We start from the raw sequence: 25,479 nt of genomic DNA, 5'->3' as shown, positions 1-25,479 counted from the left end.
ATCAGATTAGTTGAAGCCGAGAGAACTGTTCCCATGGATTAATTTAATCACACATTCCCCAAGAATTTGGTTATCCCATTTTAATGACAGTTGATCACCATCCAAAATTTGGCCGACTCCTTCTGGTGTTCCCGTAAAGATGATGTCACCTTCACCCAAGCCAAAATGATCGGAGGTGAAATCAACGATTGTCTGCAAATCAAAAATCATATTTTTAATATTTCCTTGTTGTACCATTTCGCCATTTTTAATAAGCGTAAAGTCCTTGTCCTTTAATTCATTAATTTCAGGAAATTCAATGAATTTACTCACAACAGCAGAATTAGGAAACCCTTTGGCAAGCAGCCATGGGTAGCCTTTTTTCTTTAATTCAGATTGAACATCTCGTAGGGTAAAATCGATGCCAATTCCCATTCTGTCGATCACTTCATCTGCCTTCATGCCTTTATCGTGTTTTCTTCCAATATAGATCACAAGTTCTGTTTCATAATGGATAGATCCGCGATTTCCAGGCAGATAAATTTCCTGGCCATTGGCTTCTATAAAGGCATGAGTTGGCTTTGAAAATAGAAAAGGGGAAGTGGGAACTTCATTGTTTAATTCTTTTGCATGGGCCACATAATTTCGGCCAACACAATAAATGTTTCTAATCTGCCTCATAATCAAACCCTCTTTCAAAATTTGTATTGATATTTCTGCATAAACAATGAAAGTGTATCTTTACATAAAAAAATGCGCAAGTCCTTATGCATTTCTTATTTTTTAAACAATGACAACATTGTAGGCTATTTTTCATACAATATTTTTGGGGTGATAAAATGCCAAGAGCAAATTACCGAACTTCGGACGTTGACTTAATGGCACGGATGATGAGAGCAGAGGCCGAAGGTGAAGGAAAACAGGGAATGTTATATGTTGGAAATGTCATTGTAAATCGTCTTGTAGCAAATTGTTTAGACTTTAAAGGGTTAAGAACAGTTAACCAAGTTATTTTTCAAGTACAAGGAGGAAATTTTTCCTTTGAAGCTGTTCAAAAAGGGAATGTATTTTATCAAAGAGCCAGAACTGCTGAAAAAAGATTAGCACAACAGAATCTGGACTATTGGAGAGATCACCCAGCGAAATTCGCATTATGGTATTTTAATCCACATGCTCCATGTCCTCCAACTTGGTACGATCAACCAAAATCTGGACAATTTAAAGAACATTGTTTTTATGAACCAAAACCTGCTACATGTGATAGTGTTTATAGAGGTTAAAGCTTACTCTAATATATAAAAAGCAGGAAGGAAAAAATCCTTCCTGCTTTTTACACTGTATGGGATGGAGAAGAGAAAAAAATGATTTAAAGGAGTCCGTTTAAATTAAACCTGAAAATGTTACTATCTAGCCCTTAACCACGAGCCAAAGGGAAACTTCTGAAGCTGCGTTTGAAGCATTGTGGAGGATTAAAACCATGACATTCGGCTCTTTTGGGCCATTTTGTAAAGAAAAGATATGTTCCATTGGATTCGTTAAGTATCCCGCAGTGATAACGTTTTCATAATCTCGAACTACTAATCGAAAGTCTAGATATTCATGACTATTTATCTGGACACCAGGTCTCCAAGTATAACGTTTGAAACCATGGCCAAGATCCTCTTCAATAGCATTTTGATAACTCAAATCGAACCGTCTTTTATTCTTTATATCGGGAGATTGTTTCGGTTGATTGGTAAAATGCAGCCATCCATTTACAGGTGAAAAATTATTCATTGGGAACACTCCTTATCTATAAAATATTAAACACGCAAATTAGTAGATGTAATTTTTGAACGAGTCATTTAGGTAGTTCATTATCATATGTATATTGGATTTTATGAAGGCTATTCCAGAATTCCTTTATTACAACATTTATCAAAATTTAATATTTTTTATATAGGAGGGGTGTGCTATTTTTGGTGCACCTTATTTGTTTATAATAGGTTAAGAATATTACCCAAGTTTACGAAATTTGACTCCAAAATTGTACTCGGTACTAAATGCATGGTTGAAAGTGAGGGATTTATATGAAAAGAACGCAAGAATTTTTTAGAGGATGTCTAATCGGCGGAGCCATTGGTGACGCTTTAGGCTGGCCAGTTGAATTTAATAAACATGACCAAATTGTGCATCGTTATGGACCTAAAGGGATTCAAGAATTGCAAATATTATCGTCTGGGGAAGCCGAAATCACTGATGACACGCAAATGACACTTTTCACTGCGGAAGGAATCTTAAGAGCAGAAACCAGAGGCATTCGAAAAGGAATCTGTCATCCGCCATCTGTTGTTTTCTTTGCTTATCAAAGGTGGCTTTTGACACAAGGTTACCCAAGAATTGATGAATACGAATGGATTTATGATGGCTGGCTTCTTGGTGTTGAAGAGCTCCATGCAAGGAGAGCACCTGGTAATTCATGTTTATCAGCTCTTTCCAGCAGAAAACATGGGACCATTGAAGAACCCATTAATAATAGTAAAGGGTGTGGAGGTGTCATGAGAGTTTCGCCGATCGGTCTGTTTTGCCTGAAAGAAAGAGCATTCGATATGGCAGCTGATTGTGCAGCATTAACTCATGGACATCCATCAGGTTATTTATCAGCAGGCGCATTTGCCAGTATAATCGCTTCAATTATTGAAGGAGCAGATATTCATACTTCCGTCAAACTAACAATCAAAGAACTGAAAAACAAAGAACACCATGAGGAATGTACAAGGATTCTAGAGAAAGCTCTGGATCTTGTAAAAAGTGAACTTTCTGATTTTGAGGCTATTACCCTACTTGGAGAAGGCTGGGTGGGGGAAGAAGCCTTGGCAATTTCAGTATATTGTGCTTTGAAATACGAGAATGATTTTAAAAAAGCAATTGTAGCTGCAGTTAACCATAATGGGGACAGTGATAGTACCGGTGCCATCACAGGGAATATTCTGGGTGCATATTTAGGACTAAGTAAAATTCCAGTAGACTGGGTAGAGAAAGTTGAATTGAATAATATCATCTTCAAAGTTGCTGATGATTTACTTACAGGGCATCAAAATACAGAGGAATGGTGGAATCGCTATCCTGGTTATTAATATCAGGATTAAATCTTGATTAGAAAGTCTTATTTGGCCCATATTTGACATATATTCATATTAACTTAGAGCTCTAAGGAAAAAACAATAGCTGGCAGCTTAACGTTTCATACGGCTTTAGTATCCGGTAAGGCCATGTCTAACCCTGGAAAAATGACCCAATTCTTTGCAAAATTGCGTTTTCACCACTTGTGAGGAGGGAAATTTTATGGTTAAAAAGGGGATTGCTGAATTGATTGGCACATGTGTACTGATTTTGTTCGGAACTGGAACATCTGTTTTAGGCGGCGGAGTGGATGGAATCGGCATTTTTGGTATTGGCCTCGCCTTCGGATTGTCCTTACTCGTAATGGCGTACAGCATTGGCACCATATCTGGATGCCACTTAAACCCTGCTGTCTCCATTGCTATGTTTGTCAATAAGCGAATAAATGCCAAGGAACTTTTATGGTTTATTGTGGCACAAGTCATTGGTGCGATATTAGGAACAGCACTACTACAAACCTTTTTAAAATTATCGAACATGTCTATAGATAATCTAGGTCAAACCAGCTTTGCCAATCTTGAATCATCAGGAGCCTTTTTAGTGGAAGCTGTTTTAACCTTCGTCTTTATTTTAGTGATTATGATCGTAACTGGTAAAAAAGGAAATGCATCTTTCGCGGGGCTTGTCATTGGATTAACGTTGTTATTAGTTCACCTATTTGGCCTTCCATTGACTGGATCGTCCGTAAACCCGGCACGGAGCCTTGCACCAGCGGTATTTGCTGGCGGTGATGCTGTATCTCAATTGTGGGTATATATCATCGCCCCAATTGTCGGCGGTGTAATCGCAGCTTGGGTAGGAAAATATATATTTGACACGGAAAAATAAGGTGGGAATCCCCGAATAGGAGATTTAAAATATTTCTAAACGTTTGAGTGTACCATTTTTGGTACACTCTTTTTGGTGAGCATTTCAATGCCACAGGGAAGGTTCTCATGGCTTAAATAAGATTCGTCTAGGCAACAGGAACCGTCTCTATGAATTCTGTGGATGAAAATGGTAAAATAAAATGAAATGATAATTTGTTTCGTTAAAAAATGGAATGTTGGTCCCATTCTTATCGAACAAAATGATGGAGGAATATCTATGTCCAAAACAATTCAAAAAATCGTTCCGCATTTATGGTATGACAAGGAGGCAAAAGAAGCTGCCGAGTTTTACGCCTCTATATTCCCGGACTCTAAAATTACGAATGAGACAACAATCCATGACACACCATCTGGCGACTCCGATATAGTCACTTTTGAGCTTTGGGGGCAGAAGTTCATGGCCATCAGTGCAGGGCCTTATTTCAAGCTCAATCCGTCGGTGTCTTTCATTGTTAATTTTGACCCATCGCGAGAAGAAAACGCGGGCGATAAACTAGATGAGGTTTGGAACAAATTGTCCGAAGGCGGCACAGCTTTAATGCCGCTTGATAAATATCCGTTTAGTGAGAAGTTTGGCTGGATTCAGGACAAGTTTGGTTTGTCCTGGCAGTTAATCCTAACCAATCCAGAAGGTGAAGAGCGGCCTGCAATCGTTCCGTCACTTTTGTTTGTCGGTGATAAATGCGGCAGGGCGGAAGAGGCTATTAATTTTTATTTATCAGTATTTAAAAACTCAAAGCAGGGACTTCTCGCCCGCTACCCTAAAGGCATGGCACCAGACAAAGAAGGAACAATCATGTTCTCTGATTTTAGCATAGAAAATCAGTGGTTTTCCGCAATGGATAGTGCGCATGAGCACAAATTTAGTTTTAACGAGGCACTCTCCTTTATGGTGTACTGCGACAAACAAGAAGAGATTGATTACTACTGGGAAAGGCTCTCTGCAGTTCCTGAAGCCGAGCAATGCGGCTGGCTGAAGGATAAGTTTGGCCTATCCTGGCAGATTGTTCCAACTGAGATGGACGAGATGATGAGCAAGGGCACACCGGAGCAGCTTGCGCGCGTATCGAAAGCATTTCTTGAAATGAAGAAATTTGATCTTGTAAAATTACAGGAAGCATACAAGGGATAGTGAAAAGCTCTTGCCGAAAAAAATCTGAAGGCCCGACTAGCTCTCATTCATTAGTCGGGCCTTTTTCATATGCAAAACTACTGATGACCCCTTAAGAGAACCCGCCCAAGGCCTTTCCTATTAATTTTATCATCCCATAATGGTCTTTTTGTATTACTTTGAAACTATAATTATACAAACTTTTAAGTAGGTGATGAGGGATGGAAATAGTAATCCGTGAATTGAATCTTGAAGAAGATTTACCAACGGTTTTGCAGCTAAATAACCAATATGAGAGCGTACCGATTGATTTAAAATTTTTCAAACAAATGCTTACTGCACAAAAACAGGCCAAGGTTGTAAAACAAGTTGTGCTTGAACGGGATAATAAATTGACTGGTTTTGCTTTTATGTTTAGTGGCTCACCTATAGCTCCTGCTGGTTTCCTTTTCCAAAGAATCGTTGTAGATATGCAATGCCAGAAACAGGGGGTTGGCCGGATTCTTGAATCCGTTTTATGGCAGTACATACAAGATATTAAACCTAAAGGTATATCTACTCTTGTGAATGAAACCAATCCTGAATCGAAAAAATGGGCAGAACGGCATGGGTTTACTGAGCAGGAAATCGCTTTTGAATCTGTTTTGGATCTCACTTCTCAAGACCTTTCGGATGTGGAGGAAACTTTAAAAACATATGAAGAAAAGGGTTTTTCCTTTAAATCCATAGATTATTATCCAGGCGAAGAAAGGTTTGAAACAATATGCGAATTGTTTCGATCTATAGCAAAAGAAGTTCCAGCTTCCTATGGCAATTCGGCAGAAATAGAAAAGGAAACAGTTGCGTCATTATTAAAATCAGTTCCTTCAGAAAACGTGATTTTAGCAGCGCAAAATGATCGTCTCGTAGGCATCACGCTCATGAATGAACGGGTGAAGAATGAGGAGATGTATAATTCCTTTACAGGGACCGTAGCGGATATGCGGGGCCAAGGAATCGCATATGCATTGAAATTACAAGCCGTCAAACTTTGCATTGAATCGGGCTATACACGCATGAGAGCCAATAATTCATCCATTAATTTTCCAATGCTGGCTGTAAATAAAAAAATGGGATTCGTCAGGCAGCCTGGAAAATGGATCTTAACAAAACCGCTCGAATGGTGATTTCGTAATGAAAGCGCCGGATGGAGGCGCTTTCTAGTTTTATGGTTTAATTTTCGGGAATCTCGCAACCGTCATCATCACAAGTGGCACCGCTTTGCCTGTCTAAGTTTGTGAAGGGACCATCCTGCTGCATGACTTGTTTGAAAGCCTGGACAAATGTTTCGAGAGGCTGAGCCCCGGTCAGCGAATACTTTTTGTTAATTAGGAAGAAAGGTACGCTTCGAATCCCGTATTGCTGTGCTTGATTTTCGTCTCCGTAAACAGCATCACTCATTTCCTTACCTGCCAGCATTTCTTTTACGGCCGAGCCGTCCAATCCAATTTCTTCCGCCAACTGTACAAGGGTGGCATGGTCACCAATATGTTTGCCCTCGGTGAAATAAGCACGCAGGAGACGTTCGGTCATTTCCTTCATCTGACCATGCTTTTTAGCAAACATCGATAAGCGATGGGCATCAAAGGTATTGGTTAAAATGACTTTATCAAAGTGATATTCCAATCCAGCTTCCCGAGCCATGCGTACCGTATTGCGGCAGCTTGCCTTTGCTTGATTGATACTCATCCCATATTTTTTTGACAAACTTTCGTAGACATTATATGGAACATCTCGTTCAGTGGACGGATCTAATTCAAAGCAGCGATATACGACTTCAACAGGAAAATCGATTTTCTGAATAGCGTCATCCAGACGCTTTTTGCCAAGATAGCAAAATGGTCAAGCAAAATCAGTCCACATTTCAATTAACATGACAAATTCCTCCTTAATCGATGATTTCTTTAGTATATCTATTCAAGAAAGAAAACATATTTAAATAATTTCTAAACCCTTGCCCCTTACAAAATGGGTTGGACATGCATACGAATACCATAAACAAATTAGGGGGGATGGTGATTGGAGAACATGAAAATAAAAAGAATAGCAGTTGATTCCATCCTTTATTCAGATGTTGATGATTGTGAAACAGACGATGAAACCGATGATTGGGATGTTCAATTCGAAGGAAGTGTAAGTTGAATTTTTAGGACTTTTAGGTGAGATACCGAATACAGGTTGAGGCCACTAGAACCGTTCTACTGGCCTACTGTCCTAAGACTGCCTGAACTCTGGCGTGGTAATACTTTACCTGGAGGTCAGGCTCTTTACATTTAGCTCATATTTTCTTAACTGGTTGAGATCCCTTTGAAAAACAAGTTCAATCCTCATGTACATATATCGTTTAGGATAAATTTCCCGATAAAGAGAATCTTATCATTATAAATCCCATTTTAATATTAATTAAGTGTTTACTTATGGAGGAAATGATAATGAATATTGCCGACGTTATGATCATCATTGTATTTGTTTTATTAGTTTTGTTTGTATTGGTCTTACTAGTGGTAGGATTGTATTTATTATTTATCGACCGAACGCAAAAACAGCATCCAATTCTTCGTAATTATCCACTTTTAGGACGTGCAAGATACTTTTTGGAGACAATTGGACCAGAGCTTCGTCAGTACTTATTTGATAGTAACAAAGATGGAAAACCTTTTTCTCGAACCGATTTTCAACATATTGTAAAACAAGCAAAGTATAAACGTAATGTGATTGGATATGGTTCACAAAGGGATTTTGAAGAAGCTGGTTTTTATATTCGGAATTCCATGTTTCCTAAATTAACAGAGGAATTAAAAATGGACCAAGAGACAAAAGTAACGACGAATCGTTACCTCTTGATAAAAGAACCTTTATTTACACAGAAAAAAGAAGTGTTAGAGGAAAATGAATCATCCGCCTATTTATTAGACGATAAGGATGCGATCGTGATTGGAAAAAATTTAAAGCACCCTTTCATTGTAAAAGGACAAATTGGGATGTCCGCCATGAGTTATGGTTCATTAGGAGATCATGCCATTACCGCACTCTCCAAAGGCTTAGCTATAGCGAAGGGGGCATGGATGAATACAGGTGAAGGCGGGCTTTCAGAACATCATTTAAAAGGCGGCGTAGATATCATTATGCAAATCGGACCCGGATTATTTGGGGTAAGAGATAGAGAGGGAAATTTCAGCTGGGAAGCATTAAGAGAGAAAAATAAAATTCCTGAAATTAAAGCGTTTGAGCTTAAATTAGCTCAAGGGGCAAAGACACGCGGCGGTCATATTGATGGCGAAAAAGTAACAGAGGAAATCGCAAGAATCCGGATGGTAGAACCATTTAAATCAATCGACAGCCCTAATCGTTTTAAAGAATTTAGTGATTTTCCGTCCTTATTTAATTTTATGGAACGGATTCGTGAGGAAACAGGAAAACCGGTTGGAATGAAATGCGTTATAGGAAGTAAGCATGAAGCCGATGAATTGGCAAAAGCCATTAAAGAAACCGGAAAAGGCCCCGATTTTATCACCGTAGACGGTGGTGAAGGCGGTACAGGTGCTTCTTATCAGGAACTGGCTGACAGTGTTGGATTACCTATTAAAGCTGCTCTGCCATTAGTAAACAATGCCCTTTTATCATATGGCGTCCGTGATCGAGTGAAAATCATTGCCTCAGGTAAACTTTTTTCACCAGATAGAGTCGCAATTGCTCTTGCGATGGGGGCGGATCTCGTCAATATTGCACGGGGATTTATGATTACAGTAGGTTGTATCCAAGCCTTAAAATGCCAATCAAATGCTTGCCCGGTCGGTGTAGCAACAACCGATCCCGATTTACAAAAGGCGCTTGTCATTGATGAGAAAAAGTTTCGTACGGCAAATTATTTAATTAGTATGCGTAAAGGGTTGTTCCGCCTGGCTGCCGCAGCTGGTTTGGATTCCCCAGTGCATTTTAAACCTGAACATATCGTTTACAAAGACGAAAGAGATCATGTTTATTCATTAGAAGAAGTGTATCAATCCATTGTAAAGGGTGTTTAAAAGTGAAGGTAGCTGAATTAATGGTTAAGTGTTTAGAGGAAGAGGGCGTAGAATATATCTTTGGGATACCAGGCGAGGAAAACATCGATCTAATGGATGCTCTACTGGATTCAACGATTAAATTTATCGTAACCCGACATGAAACGAGCGCAGCTTTTATGGCAGGGACCTACGGAAGGTTAACGGGAAAACCGGGTGTATGCTTAGCCACCTTAGGGCCTGGCGCAACAAATCTTTTAACAGGCGTGGCAAATGCCAACATGGATTTGAATCCGATTGTAGCAATTACCGGCCAAGCTAGTTTAGACCGGCAGCATAAAATTAGTCATCAGTATTATGATTTAATTCATATCTATGAACCTGTAACAAAATGGAATGCACAAATAAAAAAGGGAGGAATCATACCTGAGGCAGTCCGTAAAGCATTTCAAGTATCGACTCAAGATAAACCAGGTGCTGTCCACATCGATCTCCCCAATGATGTTGCTGGAATGGAGGTCCAGGGAACTCCATTAATGGGAACAGTCCATACTTTAACAGAAGCAGGGGATCAGGTCATTAATGGGGCAGCCCAACTTATTGAACAGGCTGAGCACCCTATTATTTTAGCTGGGAACGGGATAACGAGAGGAAATGCTGCCGATCAATTACGGGATTTAGTGGAAAAAATCAATATCCCTGTCGTCCATACTTTCATGGGAAAAGGAGCTCTTCCCTGGACCCATGACTTAAGTTTACTTACAGCAGGTATTGGCGGGAATGATTACATAACTTGTGGATTTAATCATTCCGATTTAATTATCGCGATTGGTTTTGATATTGCAGAATATGCTCCTTTTAAATGGAATCCTAATGGCGACACCTCCATTTTACACATTGATACAGAAGAAGCAGAGACTGATCAACATTATCCTGTAAAACTAAATGTAGTAGGAGATATCAAACAGAATTTAGAAAAGTTACATAAGGCTCTTTCCCCAAGAGAAAGGAATAATTCATGGGTATTGAACGTTCGGAATAAGGCACTGACTGAGCTGAAGCAATTTAGTGACGATACTAGCTTCCCGCTCAAACCTCAGAAAATTATTTCCGATTTACGGGCTGTTTTAAAAGAAGAGGATATTGTGATTTCAGATGTGGGGGCACATAAAGTATGGATCGGGAGAATGTTCCATACCTATCAACCTAATACCTGTCTTATTTCTAATGGTCTGGCATCAATGGGGATTGCTGTCCCTGGAGCAATAGGGGCGAAGCTTGCCGAGCCGAATCGTACCGTTGTAGCGGTTTGCGGGGATGGCTCTTTTCAAATGACCGGCGCGGAGTTAGAAACAGCCAAACGATTGAATCTCCCTATTATTGTTTTATTATGGAGAGATGAAGGGTATGGGTTAATTGAATGGCATCAGTTGAAAAAGTTTAACCGTCCTTCCCATATCAAATTTGGAAATCCTGACTTTGTGCAGCTTGCCTCTTCTTACGGATTTGAAGCTTTGCAAATTAACAGCGCAGAGGAACTTAAACCTGCATTAGAAAAAGCCATTGCCATGAACAAACCAGTCTTTATTGATTGCCCAGTTGATTATAGTGAAAACATGAAATTAACCGAGAAATTAAGTCATCTTCAATGCTAAGAAAGGGAGGATCAACATGCGGCTCGGTTCGATTATTAATGGTCAAGAGCGAAATGAACCTAATCGGGAAACACTTGAAGTAAAAAATCCCCACAACCAAGAAAAAGTAGCGGAATTAGCTTTAGCGACGGAAACCGATCTGAATGATGCAGTAGAAAATGCCTTTGAAACTTTTCATTCTACGATGAAGAAAATGCCTGCTCATCAACGAAGTGATATTTTACGGAAAGCTGCCGACCTATTAGAGGAAAAGCCGGAGGATTTAATAGACACAATTGTCCGAGAGGCTGGTAAACCAATCAAATATAGCAAAGATGAGATCAATCGTTCCGTTCAAGTCCTCCGGTTTGCTTCGGAACTTGCCAAAAATATTACCGGAGAAGTTCTGGCAATGGATGCAGCCATTGGCGGGGAAAATCGAATGGGGCTTGTGAAACGAATCCCATTAGGTGTGGTGGGAGCCATTACTCCCTTTAACTTTCCGCTGAATCTGTCCTTGCATAAAATTGCACCAGCGATTGCTGCAGGCAATACGATTGTTTTCAAACCTGCTGAGAAAACACCTGTGTCGGGTTATAAATTAGTCAAGTTATTTCAGGAAGCGGGCCTTCCGAACGGGGCTTTAAATTTGTTAATGGGAACGGGAGAGGTAGGGGCACCTCTTGTCACACATGAAAAAGTCCATAAAATTTCGTTTACAGGAAGCTTAGGAGTCGGAAAGAAAATTCGCGAAACCGCCGGCTTTAAAAAAGTAACCCTTGAATTAGGCTCCAATTCCCCTAATATCATTTTCGAAGATGGAGACTTACAAACGGCTGTAACAAGATTAGTAACTGGAGCTTTTTCATTTTCAGGACAAGTTTGTATCCATGCTCAACGAATCTTTGTACAAAGAAATGTTTATCAGTCATTTTTGGATCAGTTTATCAATGAAACAAGGGCATTGAAAATTGGGGATCCAATGGAGGAAGCCACCGATATCGGGCCCATGATCACTGAGAAAGAAGCAGAGCGGGCTAAGATGTGGATTGATGACGCAGTCAAAAATGGCGCGAAAATAGAAGTTGGTGGTGAAAGAAATGGGACCATTCTTTCTCCAACCATCATGACTAATGTTGATCGCAATATGAAAATCATCGCAGAAGAGGTTTTTGCACCGATCGTATCAGTCATTCCGTTTGATACAGAAGAGGAAGTCATCGGATATGCCAATGACTCGATTTACGGTTTGCAAGCGGGTGTCTTCACCCAGGATATTGACCGAGCCATCAGGGTAGCTGACCAATTAGAAATTGGCGGTGTTTGGATTAACGATATCTCTACCTACCGACAGGATAATTTGCCGTATGGCGGTGTAAAACAAAGTGGCGTAGGCAGAGAGGGAATTAAATATGCCATAGAAGAAATGACGGAACTGAAATTTATTGGCATTAAATTAAAGTAGATCGTGGGGAAGGTTCTCATGACCCGTAAATAGTATCCCTTTTGAAAGATATCTGCTTGAAATGAGTCTGAACCTTCCTCCTTCTTATAACAATAAATTGAAAATACAAATCAATTTGGTGATTCAAATGTCTTTCAAGTTTATAGATCGGTTTTTAAATAGTCAAAAGTCTGAGAACGAAACAAAGTCAATAAATACTATTTTTCAACAAGCTGCTAAATCGAGTGATTTCCATCAATTTACATTATCTGAAGAACAGGATATTACAATTAGTTACTATAAAAGTATGGTAGATCCAAAGAAAATAAATAACCTCCTTCTTCCGTCAATTCAAGAACATATAAAGAAAATCAGTAAAATTAATGATATAAAAAAATTTATTCCTTTTGAGGAAGTTCATGTTACAAGTAATCCGCTCGATATTGAGAAAAGGCTAATCAAAGGCTATGTTATTCTTCAATTCAAGAGTTCCAATGAAGATTTTTTGACGATAAATATAGAAAATACGAATCTTGGGTATCGAGAAAATAATGATACTGAAAATGAATTTAGTGTTATTGGCCCAAAAGTTGGGTTTGTAGAAAACATTGGTATTAATCTTCATCTGTTAAGAAAGCAAATAGCAGTTCCAGAGTTAGTTTTTGAGGAAATAACAATAGGTACAATGTCCAAAACAGAAGTAGTTATTGCTTATTTGGATGGTATTACCAATCCGGAATATATTCAAACTGTTCGACAGCGATTGAAGAATATCGATTTTGATGTTATTTTCGATAATTCCCAAATTGATCAAATCATTTCAGACAATTCAAATACTCCCTTTCCTATTTTTTTATCTACTGAGCGGATTGACAGGGTTATATATGCGATGGTATTAGGGCAAGTTGCGATCTTATCGAATGGATCCCCTTACATTATTACTGGGCCAACAACGATCTTAGATTTTTTCATTTCTCCCGAAGATTATTATCTTAATTGGGTACTTGGGTCGTTTTTTCGAATCATTCGCATTATAAGTGTTATTTTCTCGTTGTTTGCTACACCAATATATGTTGCAATATTAACCTTTCATTATGAAGTTGTACCTGATGATTTATTGCAACCCCTTATTAGTTCAAGAGCTCATGTTCCATTTCCTCCGGTATGGGAAGCTATTTTTTTGGAAATTACCATTGAATTGTTGAGAGAGGCGGGGGCACGCTTGCCGACAAAAATTGGGCAAACACTGGGTATTGTAGGTGGTATTGTAATCGGTCAGGCATCTGTCCAAGCTGCTCTAACAAGTAATGTTTTACTTATTATTGTTTCATTGTCAGCACTTGCTTCTTTCACAACTCCTATCTTTAAAATGTCAAATGCAATTCGTCTCATCCGGTTTCCTCTTATTTTATTTGCAGCATTTTTGGGCGGCTTTGGAATTATCATAGGGTTTGTTCTTCTGTTAGGACATTTATTAAAGCTTAAATCCTTGGGGAATCCATATATGGTCCCTCTATTTCCTTTTAGAATAAAGAACTTTCGCGACAGTTTTATTCGATCATCATATCAGTTTACAAATACACGAAGCAGATTTTTAAGACCTCTTTCACTAAAAAGATATACACCAAATCAAGATAAGGATGATATTAATAATGAATAGTCAAAAGCGAAAAAATATAAGGTATTTTTGTGCTCTTTTGCCTCTCATTTTGATTATTCCTGGCTGCTCTTTTCCACGGCAAAAAATTATCGATGATGTGCAACTTCCTAAAGTATTAGGTTTTGACAAAGTTGATAACCAGTATGTTGGAACTGTGCTTTATTCTGATTATACGGGAGACGAAAAAAAAGGTGGGAGCACTATTCTACAGGGGAAAGCAAGGAAATCCCAGTTAATAAAACAATCTATAAATGCACAATCTCCTAAACCGATAGAAATTGGAAAGTTGAACCTTTTAATCTTTGGAAAAGAACTAGCTGAAAATGGGGTGTCTTATTTTGTTAAGACTGTTTGCAGGGATCCTTTGATTGGAAGCAATATGTTAATAGCTGTTTCAGAAGAACCAGCAGGAGAATTTTTAATGAAAAATAAAGATAGAAACAGCGACTATTCTTATAAATTGATTGAACAAAATTATCGAACTCAAAATGTACCCATTCCAACTTTGCAAAGTTTTTTATTTGATTTCTATGGAGCGGGAAGAGACCCCTCCATACCCTATTTAAAGATAAATCAAAAGGGTGACATTGAGGTAGACGGGCTGGCCGTGTTAAAAAAAGACAGACTTGGACTAATCTTAAATCAAAAAGAAAGCTTTTTATATAAAATATTAAGAGGAAGGGTTATTAGAGGACAAACAGAATTTAACATACATAAGGGGCAGTCGGAGGATTCAGCAATATTAGCTATTTTATATGGAAAAAACAAAAAATCAATTATTAACAAAGATTCGAAATCAAAGGTGACATTCAATATAACAGTAAACGGAATGGTAAAGGATTTTCCAGACTGGTTAGATTTAAGGAAAAAACAAAATAACATATTATTAAAAAAACAAATGGAAAAACAAATGAAAAAGGATTTTGAAAAGCTATTTGTAAAATTTCAAAAACATCAAGTCGATCCTTTAGGTATAGGTGATTTAGCAAGAGCGTATTCAAAAAAATGGAACGAAAAGGAGTTTTATGAAAAGGTGTACCCAACTATTGCATTGGATATCAATTTAAAAATAGAACTATCTCATGCAGGGATGGGCGAGTAAAAAGAAAAGGTGATTGACCATGAGTAAACAATTAAATGCAAGTTTAACAGTATCTCCCTTTTTTTTATTTTTTCTCATACACAGTACCCAAACCGGTGTAGGCTTGTTGAATTTTCAAAGTAAAATAATAAAAGGAGCAGAACAAGATTCATGGGTTTCTGTTGTATTGGTTGGAATCAGTTTACATCTCATTATTTGGCTGCTGTATTTTTTATTAAAGAAATCAAATAATGGAGATATTATGTCCTTACATCAACAATTATTTGGGAAATGGCTAGGAAACGTATTAAACATTTTTTTTTATGGCTATATGCTTTTAATTGTTTCCACTATAATTAGGTCCTATTTATCAGTTCTGGTTACATGGGTTTTTCCTTTTACCCCTATTTGGTATTTATCACTCATTATGATTTTGGTGATTTCATATTTAGTTATTGGAGGCTTTAGGGTTATTACCGGTATTTGTTTTTGGGGGATGTTAATCCCTTCGCTCCTTCTGTTTACGCTATATTTCCCAATCAAATATGCTTATTGGACGAATTTATTACCCGTTTTTAATCACAGCTTAAATGACTATTTTGTATCAGCAAAAGAATGTATCCTTATGTACTCAGGACCAGAATTTTTACTTATTTATTTTCCTTTTATTAAAAATAATCAAATTTCTCAAAAATGGGCCCACATTTCCCAAGCGTATACAACCATTTTATATTTATTTATTACAATCATAACATTTGCTTATTTTAGTCATGGGCAGCTTGATCATGTTACTTGGCCAACCCTTATGATGTCAAAAATTATCCGCTTACCATTTATCGAAAGGTTTGAATATATCTATATTTTTTTATGGCTTTTAGTAATCCTTCCTCCTTGTTGTATGGCATTGTGGGGGGCGATTCGAGTTTTGAAAGAATCGTTTAAATTTAAACCTAGAATGTCATTATGGATATCAATTATTATCGTTCATTTCATGGTTATTAATGTCAAAAGTAAAATGGATGTTGAGGATATAGGGACTTTGATGACATTTGTCACCTCTGGCTTCCTATATTTTTATATACCAATATTGTTTATATTTTTTCTCATTATTCAAGCCTTTAAAAAAGCCAAGAGTGTAGGGATGGATTAGTTCAATGCCAATTACTCCATTTACGGTTTGCAAGCTGGTGTATTCACCCAGGATATTGACCGAGCCATCAGGGTAGCAGAGCAATTAGAAATTGGCTGTGTTTGGATTAACGATATCTCTACCTACCGGCAGGATAATCTTGCCTTACGTTGTGTAAAACAAAGTGGTGTAGGCAGAGAAGAAATTAAATATGCTAAAGAAGAAATGACGGAACTGAAATTTATTGGCATTAAATTAAAGTAGTACAGTGGGGACGGTTCTCATGGCCCATAAAAAGTATCCCTTTTGAAAGATATTCGCTTGAAATGAGTCTGAACCTTCCCCCAATTACTGGTGTGATAATTATTATTTGCCACTAGCGCCTCGATAGTCTCCGAGTTCTTGTTCACTATCTCCAATTCTTCTAATTGCTGCTTGTATATTTTCTATTAAATAAAAAATACTAGCCTGCTCTATTACTAGTAAAAGAAAACAAATAGGGTAATTTTCAAGCCAATAGTCCAAGCAAAATCAATCTTTTTCGAATATCTTTAATATAGAATGATAGATCAACAGGTCTGTCAAAGTATCTAATAGAAGAAAGGAGCGGGAAATGAAAGCTCTTTATCTAAAAGAGATTATTTCTCATATTGATGGATTATGGCTGCAAGGAGATGGAAATCTTCTCATAAAAAATGTTGTAACGAGACCTTCCAAAGTCAGTCCTAATACACTGTTAATCGATTTATATAAAAAATCAAAAATTAGCTCAAAGCTTTTACAAAAATACACGCCTTTTGTTGTTGTAACAGAAAGACCAAACGATTTTACCCAGCTCGGAGATGGAATTACTGTTGTAAAAGTAGAAGATATTAAAGCTGCTTTCTGGAAGTTCATTGATTATTACCGAGGTCTTTTCGATATTCCCATAATTGGAGTAACGGGGACTTGCGGTAAGACGACCACGAAGGAAATGATCAAACATATTCTTGAAAACCGCTTTAAAGTTCAATCCACCTATAAAAGCTTTAACGGCGGCCATCGAAATCTCCGCTATCTACTTAAAATTAATGAGAATACAGGTGCAGCTGTAATTGAAATGGCGGTTGTTAACCCTGGGGATATTCTTTTCTATTTGAAATATTTTCGTCCGAAAATTAGAGTGTTATTAAATATTGACGTTTATCATTTGGTAGGTTGTAAAACTCCAGAACGCTATTTGGAAGCCAAAGCAGAAATCCTTCATGATCTGGATCCGGAAAAGGGCACGCTCATATTAAATGCGGATGATGAGAATATTAAAAAATTAGATATTAGTAAGTTTGCAAACATCATTCAATATATTGGTTTCGGTGAAGGATGTCATTTTCGTGCATCGAATGTTACTTATGACTCTAAAGGCATACGTTTCACACTCCATCATCAAAATCAAACCTATCCTGTCTTTCTACCCGGATTCGGCAAACATAATGTGTATAATGCTCTTGCCGCTCTTGCTGCAACTTGGAATGCAGGAGTAAATATAAAGGAAGCAATTGAACAATTAGCCACATTTAATCAAGTAATCGAACATTTGGAGTTTAGAAATGGGATGGGAGGTTCTACTGTCATTGATGATACCTGGAATGTAACTCCTCTTTCGATGGTGTCAGCCCTTCAAGTACTGAAAGAAATGGCAGGCACTAAAAGAAAAATTGCCCTTTTGGGCTATATGCCACAGTTGGGTATTGGAACTTACGCCGAGCAAGAGTACGCCAAGATGGGTGAGAAAGCAGTGGAAACGCAAGTAGATATACTAATCGTTGTAGGAGAAGAAGCAAAGGAAATTGCAAGTAGAGCATTGGAACTTGGAATGGATCCAAGTAAAGTTTACTTTTGTAACACGGGGACGGAAATCTATCAAATTCTTCTGCCTTATTTAAACCAGGATTCTATTTTACTCCTTAAAATCCCTCACCGTGTCATGGTTCAAGACACATTTAAAGAACTAAAGGAAAAAATTATCGATTCGTGAATGGGAGACTACAAGAATAGTTTTTTTCTCATAGATATTCTTGAACACATGGAATTGACGATAGGACAAGCTGCCGTTTTTGAAATGTCTGTAGCTTTCCAGACTACTTAATGAATAATTTTGTCACGGAAAAGGCTGTACAATAAAAATTTTATGAAAGGTGAGCGAGGTGCTGTGGAATCTTTTGAAACATCAAAAAATATTCACTATACTTCGATTGGAATGACAAATGAATTAAAGACCCGGATAGTTGGTCGGAAAGAAATTCCCATTTCGGTTGGGGAAGCCCAATGCGATCTTATTTTTTATTCAGCATCAATTGCAGGTTTTGGCTGGGGGGATAGGGTTGAATCCAAAAATTACAATCATACCAGACCTAAGTGATCAAGACTGTTTGACCGTACATCCGGATGTAGCAAATCATCAAAGCTTATCAGCAGAAAAAAAATGGTTTATCCGTTTTGGCATTCAAGCGATAGAAATTAAGTTAAAAACATCATCTGTGTTGAATGAAAACGAAGTAAAATTATCTGTTGGCATCATTGATTCCTTAAGAATACCTTTAAATTGCCATTTTGAAATTAGGCGAGAACAAAATGAAATATTGATAGGTCCTTATATCGGAATCCTTATAACAGCAAAGAAGAGCAGCTTGGATGAAAGGGTACAGTATTTATCCAACTATTTATTTGATTACGACCACATCGGAGGAGCTTTCATCGCTTTTTCACTAGAAGGCATCAATCCTCTTCAATATACAATGGAAGGATATATATTTAATCCTGATACAAAAAAATGGGAAGCAGGAATTTTTTCCTATCCAGCCTCTGTTTTTAAAATCATCTATCTTAACAAAGATTGGAGAAATCACTTTCAAACGGTTTTCGGTAATCGCTATTTTAATAGTTATGTATTTAACAAGTGGGAGATGTATAAATGGTTAAGTCATGAACCACAGTTAGATTCTCATTTGCCTAAGACCATGATTTTTCATACACCGCAAGATCTTGAAACCCTCTTAAGTTTATACAATGAGATCTTTGTAAAACCGGTTAGTGGAAGTCTGGGGAATCGAATTTACAAGGTTACGAAAAATGGCGAAAACGGTTTGAAATTAGAATATCACCATTCAGGTGTGCCTCATGATATGATGTTTTCTAACGTCTATGATCTTGGTGCATTTTTAAAAAGCAAATTCAAGGGGAAAAAGATTATTTTGCAGCAGTCTCTAGACCTAATATCAAATAATGGGAAAAAAATTGATTTCCGTATTGTCATGGTCAAAAACCAGTCTGGCAACTGGGAAGACATGTGTTTGGTAGCGAAATATGGACAGCAAGGGAGTATCGTAACAAATATGTTTGCAGGTGGTACTGCAGAAATCGGTGAAATAACCTTGAAAAAAATATTTGATATTTCTGATGAGGAAGTTTTTAGATTTCGTAAAGAAATTTCTCGTATAGCACATGAGGCCGTCCAATGTATCGAAGAGTGCGGTGTACACTGCGGGAATTTAGGGATTGATATTGGTATAGACACCTCAAGAAAGGTGTGGATCATTGAAATAAATAATCTAAACCCCACTCCTTTGTTTGCTCTTCATATTAATGACAAGCAGCTGTTTTATCAAATAAAACGCTCAAATATGCTTTACGCAAAAAGACTTGCAGGGTTCCCGGAGGAGTTGTCATGAGTTTCTATATTTAAAGAATTCAAGCCTTCCCGGTTAAAAAGGGAGGGCTGCATTGTTTTTTTAAAAGAATTTTTCTAGAGGATTTCTAATTACGTAACATATAATCCCATTTTATAACCAAGCCACTTCAGATTTAAAGAAAAATCGAATAAGTTTAAGCGCGACTTAAACTAAAATATCCTTTATACGAAGAACCTTGACCGGTGAGTGGAGGCGTCTCTATCTTGTAGGGGATTTGATTTTTAAGGACGTATTCGTTTGGTCTTGCCGAAAGCTGAACGAGGTCCTTTAATGGAAGAACAATCGTTGACTGTCCGATTAAGTCGTCTCCTGTGCCCAGTAGACTGTTTATCCCTTTTGCCACAGGTGTTACAAGTGCTTTCAAAATAGGGGCTGCAGCGCCTCCGACAAGTGGACCGCCTAACGCTGCTACTCCTGAAGTTGCGGCTGCGGCAGCAGTAGAAACAGTCGAATGGACTGTCTGATAATACTTATTTGGATCTCCTTCATCGTGTTCCATTAAAACAAATGTTATGTTTAAACCATAAGGTTTCCCACGATAGAGTTCTATATGATCCGGAAAACTTTCACCTTTGTCAACATCTGTGTAAAGTTTAGTCAGGGATGTTGAAACATTTACAGGTTCATTGGCCATTCCAGTAGGAGCTGCTACGCTAATGGTTGCATAAACCTCGTCAGAACCAGGTCCACTAGTAGGATCAAAGCAATGAATCCCTTTATAAGTCAACACTACTTGATCGATTTCGATAGCACCTGTCCCGGGCCACCAATAGATCTCACCATGCTCAAAACCGCTTACTTTCCCCTCGTCATATTTTATTGGTAATTCATCAGTAACAGGCCAACCCAGCCAGCTCCCGACTCCACCTAATGCATGATACTTCTCATTGATTGCACCATAAACCCAATAAGCAGGTCCTCTTGCTTTCTTAGTATAAATAGCACCATTCTGATAGCGGATTCGATAACCTGGCTCTATCTCTTCCACATAAGAAATTGCAGCCCCCGGAGCACCATTTAACGATTTCCATTTATCTTCAATGGTTGCTTTTGCCGTATCTTTCGGATCTTCCATATAATGCATTGGAGGGAACCACCTAAACGATTCCCAGTGGGGTTGAATTGCTTCATAATTTTCGTAAGCATTAGTTTGCGGTGTGGAGTGGCTGAGTAATTCGGGGTATCCTGCAAATCCTCTTTGTAGGATATTGTTATAACATAGCCACATTTCTTCAATTGAACGTAGGTAACATGGTGTATAAGGATAGTAATATGGGATAACGGATATTGTTCTAGGAAGCGAGTAGAGATGATACTTTGGACAGGGACTTGATGATGAAGATTGATGATAATACAATACTGTCCCTCCTTATTCATTTTCGTTTCTTGATAATATATTCGTATAAAGATGTTATGAGGGTTGTCACTATCTAAATTAGGCTGTTCTGTATAGCATTTCTATTACTAGTGTTTTGAATATGATTAATAGCCTCCCCAGTTAAAAAGGGGAGGCTGCTTAGTTTTCTTCAACACTTCTTCAGCAATTCTGTCAATATTTTTATCCTTTCCTTTTAAACACACCACTCAAATAGAATAATAGGGGAGTTGACTCAAAAATTCATCTTCGATTGTCCGCCATCGACGTTTATGCTGGCTCCGACAATCCAGGAAGCTTTTTCTGAGGCCAGAAATACTGCGACATTCGCGATTTCTTCCGGAGTGCCGAAGCGGCCAGCAGGAATATCCTTTTTTACAAATTCTTTGATTCCCTCAGGATCCTCGTTCATACGCCGTATCCAGTTACCAGTGTCGTGCAAAATACTTCCAGGGGCAATGCTGTTGACTCTGATACCATAAGGAATCACTTCGTCAGCCATCGACTTCGTAAAGCTGATGAGTGCAGATTTTGCATTATTGTAGGTAACTTTTCCGCCGCTTTCTCTTCCATAAACAGAGGTAATATTAATAATCGAACCTGAACGCTGATTTTTCATATGTTCAACAACTAATTTACTTAAATGGACGGCTGAAAAATAATTCAACTCCATTGCTTGATAAAAAAGAACCATTTCGGTTTCTGTCGCTTTGGCTCCATTGCTTCCACCGACATTGTTGATGAGGACATCAATCGTACCGTTTTGCTCGATAAACATTTGAATTAAGTTTTCCCGTTCGTCTTCATTGGTAAGATCGGCTTGATAAATAGATACCTTGCCGCCTAAATCTGTTTTTGCCAGTTCTAAAAAATCAAGACCACGGGCAGCAATGGTGACATTGGCTCCTTCATCAATAAAGGCACTGGCTATGGCTTTTCCAATTCCCTTGGAACCCCCAGTAATGAGTACATTTTTACCTTTTAATTGTAAATCCATTAATACTAACTCCTTTTATGTAGATATTTGAAACAAAGCTATGATTATTTTTAATTTTAATTTTCTTAATAAAAAATTGCCACTATTCTTAATAAAATGATTAAGCCCGCGATCCATTAACGGATGTCTCAAAAGCTGCTACTAAAGGACAGGATAGTTACCTTACAAAGCTTCACTTGTTGTATACATAAAAACAGTAGAAAAAAAGCAAGAAATATGAAATCTCTTGCTTATTACGAGCTTTAATCGCTTGTGTTAAGGCTCTCTGCCATCTTCAAGTCGTACTTGTAGGCAGCCACCGCCAGTTCATACCTCACCTTTTTGCCAGCCTCCACGAAATCTGCTTCCTTCACAAGACCTGATAATGAATACCTGTGACCCTTGAAATCCACGTTCAGTTCTGTGATTTGGTTGAATTTGAAACTCTCCACAGGAATATTGTGCTCATCTTTCAACAAGTATTCTCCGTATTTCTCGTTGCAGGTTTGTGCCACTTCCTCCATCACCTTGAATGCATCGTCCGGATTTTGCTTATAGTTGAGGACTAGGCTTTCGTTCACCCGGCGCCTTCCCCGGTTCCCGTTCTGAAGTTCCATGATGCTGCTATAGGAGATCGTATAGAGGTATCCATCATACTGGCGGATCTTCAGGTGACGCATACTGATTTCCTCTATTTTCCCCTGACGGTTTCCATTGATGATGACATAATCCCCAAGATGGATCTGGCGCTCAAACAAGTAGGTCAGCCCCATAATGTAATCGCGAATGATATGCTGGAGGATCAATGCCAAGGCACCGGCCACTACTACCGAACCAGTGACAAGCTTTCCCAGTTCGAAGAAATGGCTAAGCACATAAATAAAGAAGAATACAAGTCCCAATACCTTTGTCACTTGGTTGGCGAAATGCATCAATGTCTCTTCCCGCTTTACATCCAAGAAGCTCGTTTTGTCAAATAAAAGCTTGATGGATTTGCGGATCAAATAAACCATAAGTATTATCAGGAGTGCCACCGTTAAAATTTTTACGGGCAACTGCTGGAACAGTCCCAAGAAAAACATCCTATCAACTCCCACCTTTTTTACACTATACCAAAGTTTTGTGATAAGGAAAAAAATTGAAAATCTTCCTTTCCCAACAAACCAAATCGATAGCATGGTTCCATTATAAAAAGAAGCCCTATCCGGGCTTCTTGAAGAACGATAATATTATCAGTAATTTGTTTTCCGCTGGTTAGGTACAAAAACTAAAGATAATAGAGTTTTTTTAACATCTGTCGTTTTATTGAACAAGAAGGGAATATGTGACTAGGAGCGAATTAATTTATGTATAATAAATTCATTTTGGAGGAATTTAATGAACCCTATATTAAATCAAATCGGAACCATTTTTATCCCTGTAAGTAATGTGAAAGAAGCACGTAATTGGTATTGTGACATATTAGGGTTACCAGCAGATGGTGAGATATTATATGGTCATTTATATATCATTCCTATGAATGGAACTGGAATTGTTTTAGATAGCAAAATTTATTCAGAGGATAATATTTTCAAAACTCCACCTTCTCATTTAAACACTAACAATATTGAACAAGCATATGTGTATATGAGGGGTAAAAATGTCGAATTAACAACTGGTGTTGAGCATAACCATTGGTTTAAATTCAAAGATCCTGATGGGAATCATTTAATGGTGTGCAAGTGTTAACCTTGTTTCACTTAAGAGTGCAAGAGTTGAAGGACAGGGATAGTTTCGGCGATCCTTTTTTGTTCCACGACCATGAAAATATATTTCCTTTAGACATGAAAAAAGGCAATAATTAAGAAGACCCTGCTCAATCGTCAAAAAAGAGGAGGGCGTGACTGGATTAAGATCAGTTTCAGTATTGACAGTTCTTCACCATTTTCATTCTTTGTGGTGTATCCCTGCTGCATGGGTGGCTAACGGGGCAGGTTAGTGAAATAATGGCTTTCATATATCTGGTACACTCAACATTTCTTAAAGGAGATTTGGAATACTCCTTTGAAAAACAATAAAGCTACCGTACTTTGGTAGCTTTATTTTTCTTTAGTCTTGAGCAAGCTTATCCCTATTTAGTGCAACAGGAGGTTTCTCCATCCACTCATTTTTTATCATAAAGGTTTTTATATTTTCTTCAAATTGATACACATCTGCAATTATCTTTGCATATGTAGTTTTTAAATCTTTTCGGATACTTACTGCTGCACTATACCCATAACTGGCGATACCATCACGATTAAGTTGGTCTAATAGATAAGATATTAATTTATCTGAAAAAGGAGATGTTTTACCATCCAAAACATTCGTATCCCAAGTCATTGAAATAGGCAAATCATTTTGAACTAAAATATCACCTAATTTGTCTATAATATTTAAAGATAATTCTTTTCCATGTTGCAATAAACTCATTAATTTGTGATTAGATGTAGATTGTATAAATCCAATTAATAAGTTTTTACCAATATAATTCATAAAAACATTTTTGTGTAGCTCATTTGCTTCTCTTGCCGTTAATTCTCTATTATCATTAAAGAAGTTACCCAAAAATCCTTTATCTGCAATTGGGTTTGTTTCATGAGTGGAGGTAATTGAAGGAGGTCTTACAAATACTCCCTTTTCCAATAGAATAGTTGTTGTACGTTCAAATAAACTTGAAAAGTTTTTTAATTGTTCGTGGAAAAAATTACGGACATCCTCCCTTACTGAATCCGATAGTGCCATACTTGTTAAGGACATTCCAATTTTAGACATATTATTTAAATAAAATAGTATAAAAACATCCGTATACATCTTAGGGGCATTTGGGTTTAAATCATCTTTAATGTTAAAGCCTTTGGGGATTGGATAGTTTTCACTTCGTAGAACAGATTCAAAAAATTGTACAGCAGATTTAGAAATAGAACCCGCCTCACTACAAAGAGATTTAACTTCTTCTAGTTCTGATGTTAAGGTAAGATACTCCAAAACAACATTTAACATACTATTATTCATAAACTGTTCCCAACAGTGTGCTAACTCACCCGCAGTTAACTTTGCAGCCTTTTTATTATCCATATAATCAATTCCTTTTTAAGATTAATTTTATATTCTATAAGAAGTATTGGTATTTTTTTATCAATTATGTAATATTGCATGGAAAATTAATTTTTTGGTTTGACAAGGGAGATATCATAACTAAAAGGGCTTTTCAAATATTCAGCAATGGGGGACTTTAAAAAAGTTTGTGAAATATTGTACTGATATGAA

The 25,479-nt window shown here is 37.6% G+C and carries 21 protein-coding genes and 2 pseudogenes; 16 read left to right on the top strand and 7 right to left on the bottom strand.

Annotation, left to right across the window (positions count from 1 at the left end):
- Positions 1 to 6: 6 nt before the first annotated feature.
- A complete protein-coding gene (locus tag ACIFOT_RS27320; protein WP_430070563.1) occupies positions 7 to 660 on the bottom strand; it encodes a fumarylacetoacetate hydrolase family protein in 654 nt (217 codons plus the stop codon).
- Between the two features lie 158 nt (positions 661 to 818).
- On the opposite strand from ACIFOT_RS27320, the gene ACIFOT_RS27315 reads away from it, so the two are divergent.
- Positions 819 to 1,259 (top strand): cell wall hydrolase, encoded by a 441-nt coding sequence (locus ACIFOT_RS27315; protein WP_430070560.1) that lies wholly within the window; start codon positions 819 to 821, stop codon positions 1,257 to 1,259.
- Positions 1,260 to 1,386: 127 nt separating this feature from the next.
- Here ACIFOT_RS27315 and ACIFOT_RS27310 read toward each other — a convergent pair whose 3' ends face one another.
- The gene (locus ACIFOT_RS27310) at positions 1,387 to 1,755 is read right to left on the bottom strand and encodes a hypothetical protein (protein WP_430070557.1); all 369 of its coding nucleotides are present in this window, start codon (positions 1,753 to 1,755) and stop codon (positions 1,387 to 1,389) included.
- A gap of 293 nt (positions 1,756 to 2,048) precedes the next feature.
- On the opposite strand from ACIFOT_RS27310, the gene ACIFOT_RS27305 reads away from it, so the two are divergent.
- The 4 genes from ACIFOT_RS27305 (at position 2,049) to ACIFOT_RS27290 (ending at position 6,287) form a co-directional block, all read left to right on the top strand.
- The gene (locus ACIFOT_RS27305) at positions 2,049 to 3,095 is read left to right on the top strand and encodes an ADP-ribosylglycohydrolase family protein (RefSeq protein ID WP_430070554.1); all 1,047 of its coding nucleotides are present in this window, start codon (positions 2,049 to 2,051) and stop codon (positions 3,093 to 3,095) included.
- Positions 3,096 to 3,303: 208 nt separating this feature from the next.
- On the top strand, positions 3,304 to 3,969 hold the full coding sequence (locus tag ACIFOT_RS27300; RefSeq protein WP_430070552.1) for an aquaporin: 666 nt from the start codon (positions 3,304 to 3,306) through the stop codon (positions 3,967 to 3,969).
- 258 nt (positions 3,970 to 4,227) lie between these two features.
- The gene (locus tag ACIFOT_RS27295) at positions 4,228 to 5,142 is read left to right on the top strand and encodes a VOC family protein (protein ID WP_430070549.1); all 915 of its coding nucleotides are present in this window, start codon (positions 4,228 to 4,230) and stop codon (positions 5,140 to 5,142) included.
- Positions 5,143 to 5,342: 200 nt separating this feature from the next.
- Positions 5,343 to 6,287, top strand: a complete 945-nt coding sequence (locus ACIFOT_RS27290; RefSeq protein WP_430070547.1) for an N-acetyltransferase family protein — start codon at positions 5,343 to 5,345, stop codon at positions 6,285 to 6,287.
- Positions 6,288 to 6,333: 46 nt separating this feature from the next.
- Here the strand turns inward: ACIFOT_RS27290 and ACIFOT_RS27285 are convergent.
- Positions 6,334 to 6,990 (bottom strand): annotated as a pseudogene (locus ACIFOT_RS27285) (DsbA family oxidoreductase); the annotation flags it as partial.
- A 189-nt stretch (positions 6,991 to 7,179) separates the two neighbouring features.
- Here ACIFOT_RS27285 and ACIFOT_RS27280 point away from each other — a divergent pair.
- The 10 genes and pseudogenes from ACIFOT_RS27280 to ACIFOT_RS27235 all read left to right on the top strand — a co-directional run bounded on the left by ACIFOT_RS27280 (position 7,180) and on the right by ACIFOT_RS27235 (position 19,819).
- Complete coding sequence (locus tag ACIFOT_RS27280; RefSeq protein ID WP_430070545.1) at positions 7,180 to 7,302, top strand: hypothetical protein; 123 nt, start codon at positions 7,180 to 7,182, stop codon at positions 7,300 to 7,302.
- A 290-nt stretch (positions 7,303 to 7,592) separates the two neighbouring features.
- The gene (locus ACIFOT_RS27275) at positions 7,593 to 9,185 is read left to right on the top strand and encodes an FMN-binding glutamate synthase family protein (protein WP_430070542.1); all 1,593 of its coding nucleotides are present in this window, start codon (positions 7,593 to 7,595) and stop codon (positions 9,183 to 9,185) included.
- A gap of 2 nt (positions 9,186 to 9,187) precedes the next feature.
- Positions 9,188 to 10,819, top strand: coding sequence for an acetolactate synthase large subunit (locus ACIFOT_RS27270; protein ID WP_430070539.1), 1,632 nt, complete (start codon positions 9,188 to 9,190; stop codon positions 10,817 to 10,819).
- Between the two features lie 16 nt (positions 10,820 to 10,835).
- The gene (locus ACIFOT_RS27265; RefSeq protein ID WP_430070536.1) at positions 10,836 to 12,263 is read left to right on the top strand and encodes an aldehyde dehydrogenase family protein; all 1,428 of its coding nucleotides are present in this window, start codon (positions 10,836 to 10,838) and stop codon (positions 12,261 to 12,263) included.
- Positions 12,264 to 12,390: 127 nt separating this feature from the next.
- On the top strand, positions 12,391 to 13,902 hold the full coding sequence (locus ACIFOT_RS27260) for a spore germination protein (protein WP_430070775.1): 1,512 nt from the start codon (positions 12,391 to 12,393) through the stop codon (positions 13,900 to 13,902).
- Positions 13,883 to 15,004 (top strand): Ger(x)C family spore germination protein, encoded by a 1,122-nt coding sequence (locus ACIFOT_RS27255; protein ID WP_430070533.1) that lies wholly within the window; start codon positions 13,883 to 13,885, stop codon positions 15,002 to 15,004. The genes ACIFOT_RS27260 and ACIFOT_RS27255 overlap by 20 nt, the downstream gene beginning before the upstream one ends.
- Positions 15,005 to 15,023: 19 nt before the next feature.
- Positions 15,024 to 16,133 carry a GerAB/ArcD/ProY family transporter gene (locus ACIFOT_RS27250; protein ID WP_430070530.1) on the top strand — a complete coding sequence of 370 codons (1,110 nt, stop codon included), beginning with the start codon at positions 15,024 to 15,026 and terminating at the stop codon, positions 16,131 to 16,133.
- A 9-nt stretch (positions 16,134 to 16,142) separates the two neighbouring features.
- Positions 16,143 to 16,376 (top strand): annotated as a pseudogene (locus tag ACIFOT_RS27245) (aldehyde dehydrogenase family protein); the annotation flags it as partial.
- A gap of 349 nt (positions 16,377 to 16,725) precedes the next feature.
- Positions 16,726 to 18,126 (top strand): Mur ligase family protein, encoded by a 1,401-nt coding sequence (locus ACIFOT_RS27240; RefSeq protein ID WP_430070527.1) that lies wholly within the window; start codon positions 16,726 to 16,728, stop codon positions 18,124 to 18,126.
- Positions 18,127 to 18,472: 346 nt separating this feature from the next.
- Complete coding sequence (locus ACIFOT_RS27235) at positions 18,473 to 19,819, top strand: YheC/YheD family protein (protein ID WP_430070524.1); 1,347 nt, start codon at positions 18,473 to 18,475, stop codon at positions 19,817 to 19,819.
- A 154-nt stretch (positions 19,820 to 19,973) separates the two neighbouring features.
- On the opposite strand, the gene ACIFOT_RS27230 is transcribed toward ACIFOT_RS27235, so the two are convergent.
- The 3 genes from ACIFOT_RS27230 to ACIFOT_RS27220 all read right to left on the bottom strand — a co-directional run bounded on the left by ACIFOT_RS27230 (position 19,974) and on the right by ACIFOT_RS27220 (position 23,273).
- Positions 19,974 to 20,924 (bottom strand): LGFP repeat-containing protein, encoded by a 951-nt coding sequence (locus ACIFOT_RS27230; protein WP_430070522.1) that lies wholly within the window; start codon positions 20,922 to 20,924, stop codon positions 19,974 to 19,976.
- A gap of 526 nt (positions 20,925 to 21,450) precedes the next feature.
- Positions 21,451 to 22,212: an SDR family NAD(P)-dependent oxidoreductase gene (locus tag ACIFOT_RS27225; protein ID WP_430070519.1), complete on the bottom strand. Its 762-nt coding sequence runs from the start codon at positions 22,210 to 22,212 to the stop codon at positions 21,451 to 21,453.
- Positions 22,213 to 22,454: 242 nt separating this feature from the next.
- Positions 22,455 to 23,273 (bottom strand): mechanosensitive ion channel family protein, encoded by an 819-nt coding sequence (locus ACIFOT_RS27220; RefSeq protein ID WP_430070516.1) that lies wholly within the window; start codon positions 23,271 to 23,273, stop codon positions 22,455 to 22,457.
- Positions 23,274 to 23,568: 295 nt separating this feature from the next.
- Between ACIFOT_RS27220 and ACIFOT_RS27215 the strand changes: the two genes are divergently transcribed.
- Positions 23,569 to 23,919, top strand: coding sequence for a VOC family protein (locus ACIFOT_RS27215; RefSeq protein WP_430070513.1), 351 nt, complete (start codon positions 23,569 to 23,571; stop codon positions 23,917 to 23,919).
- 360 nt (positions 23,920 to 24,279) lie between these two features.
- Here the strand turns inward: ACIFOT_RS27215 and ACIFOT_RS27210 are convergent, their stop codons facing one another.
- On the bottom strand, positions 24,280 to 25,287 hold the full coding sequence (locus ACIFOT_RS27210) for a DUF3231 family protein (RefSeq protein ID WP_430070510.1): 1,008 nt from the start codon (positions 25,285 to 25,287) through the stop codon (positions 24,280 to 24,282).
- Positions 25,288 to 25,479: the final 192 nt, after the last annotated feature.

The sequence above is a fragment of the Neobacillus sp. NRS-1170 genome (genome assembly GCF_050468025.1).
This window is presented reverse-complemented; position numbering and strand designations above follow the sequence as displayed.

What these genes read in the sequence shown, in the direction of transcription:
- ACIFOT_RS27320 (WP_430070563.1), bottom strand. Translation starts at nt 660, where the DNA reads ATGAGGCAGATTAGAAACATTTATTGTGTTGGCCGAAATTATGTGGCC.
- ACIFOT_RS27315 (WP_430070560.1), top strand. Translation starts at nt 819, where the DNA reads ATGCCAAGAGCAAATTACCGAACTTCGGACGTTGACTTAATGGCACGG.
- ACIFOT_RS27310 (WP_430070557.1), bottom strand. Translation starts at nt 1,755, where the DNA reads ATGAATAATTTTTCACCTGTAAATGGATGGCTGCATTTTACCAATCAA.
- ACIFOT_RS27305 (WP_430070554.1), top strand. Translation starts at nt 2,049, where the DNA reads ATGAAAAGAACGCAAGAATTTTTTAGAGGATGTCTAATCGGCGGAGCC.
- ACIFOT_RS27300 (WP_430070552.1), top strand. Translation starts at nt 3,304, where the DNA reads ATGGTTAAAAAGGGGATTGCTGAATTGATTGGCACATGTGTACTGATT.
- ACIFOT_RS27295 (WP_430070549.1), top strand. Translation starts at nt 4,228, where the DNA reads ATGTCCAAAACAATTCAAAAAATCGTTCCGCATTTATGGTATGACAAG.
- ACIFOT_RS27290 (WP_430070547.1), top strand. Translation starts at nt 5,343, where the DNA reads ATGGAAATAGTAATCCGTGAATTGAATCTTGAAGAAGATTTACCAACG.
- ACIFOT_RS27275 (WP_430070542.1), top strand. Translation starts at nt 7,593, where the DNA reads ATGAATATTGCCGACGTTATGATCATCATTGTATTTGTTTTATTAGTT.
- ACIFOT_RS27265 (WP_430070536.1), top strand. Translation starts at nt 10,836, where the DNA reads ATGCGGCTCGGTTCGATTATTAATGGTCAAGAGCGAAATGAACCTAAT.
- ACIFOT_RS27260 (WP_430070775.1), top strand. Translation starts at nt 12,391, where the DNA reads ATGTCTTTCAAGTTTATAGATCGGTTTTTAAATAGTCAAAAGTCTGAG.
- ACIFOT_RS27255 (WP_430070533.1), top strand. Translation starts at nt 13,883, where the DNA reads ATGATATTAATAATGAATAGTCAAAAGCGAAAAAATATAAGGTATTTT.
- ACIFOT_RS27250 (WP_430070530.1), top strand. Translation starts at nt 15,024, where the DNA reads ATGAGTAAACAATTAAATGCAAGTTTAACAGTATCTCCCTTTTTTTTA.
- ACIFOT_RS27240 (WP_430070527.1), top strand. Translation starts at nt 16,726, where the DNA reads ATGAAAGCTCTTTATCTAAAAGAGATTATTTCTCATATTGATGGATTA.
- ACIFOT_RS27230 (WP_430070522.1), bottom strand. Translation starts at nt 20,924, where the DNA reads ATGCATTATATGGAAGATCCGAAAGATACGGCAAAAGCAACCATTGAA.
- ACIFOT_RS27225 (WP_430070519.1), bottom strand. Translation starts at nt 22,212, where the DNA reads ATGGATTTACAATTAAAAGGTAAAAATGTACTCATTACTGGGGGTTCC.
- ACIFOT_RS27220 (WP_430070516.1), bottom strand. Translation starts at nt 23,273, where the DNA reads ATGTTTTTCTTGGGACTGTTCCAGCAGTTGCCCGTAAAAATTTTAACG.
- ACIFOT_RS27215 (WP_430070513.1), top strand. Translation starts at nt 23,569, where the DNA reads ATGAACCCTATATTAAATCAAATCGGAACCATTTTTATCCCTGTAAGT.
- ACIFOT_RS27210 (WP_430070510.1), bottom strand. Translation starts at nt 25,287, where the DNA reads ATGGATAATAAAAAGGCTGCAAAGTTAACTGCGGGTGAGTTAGCACAC.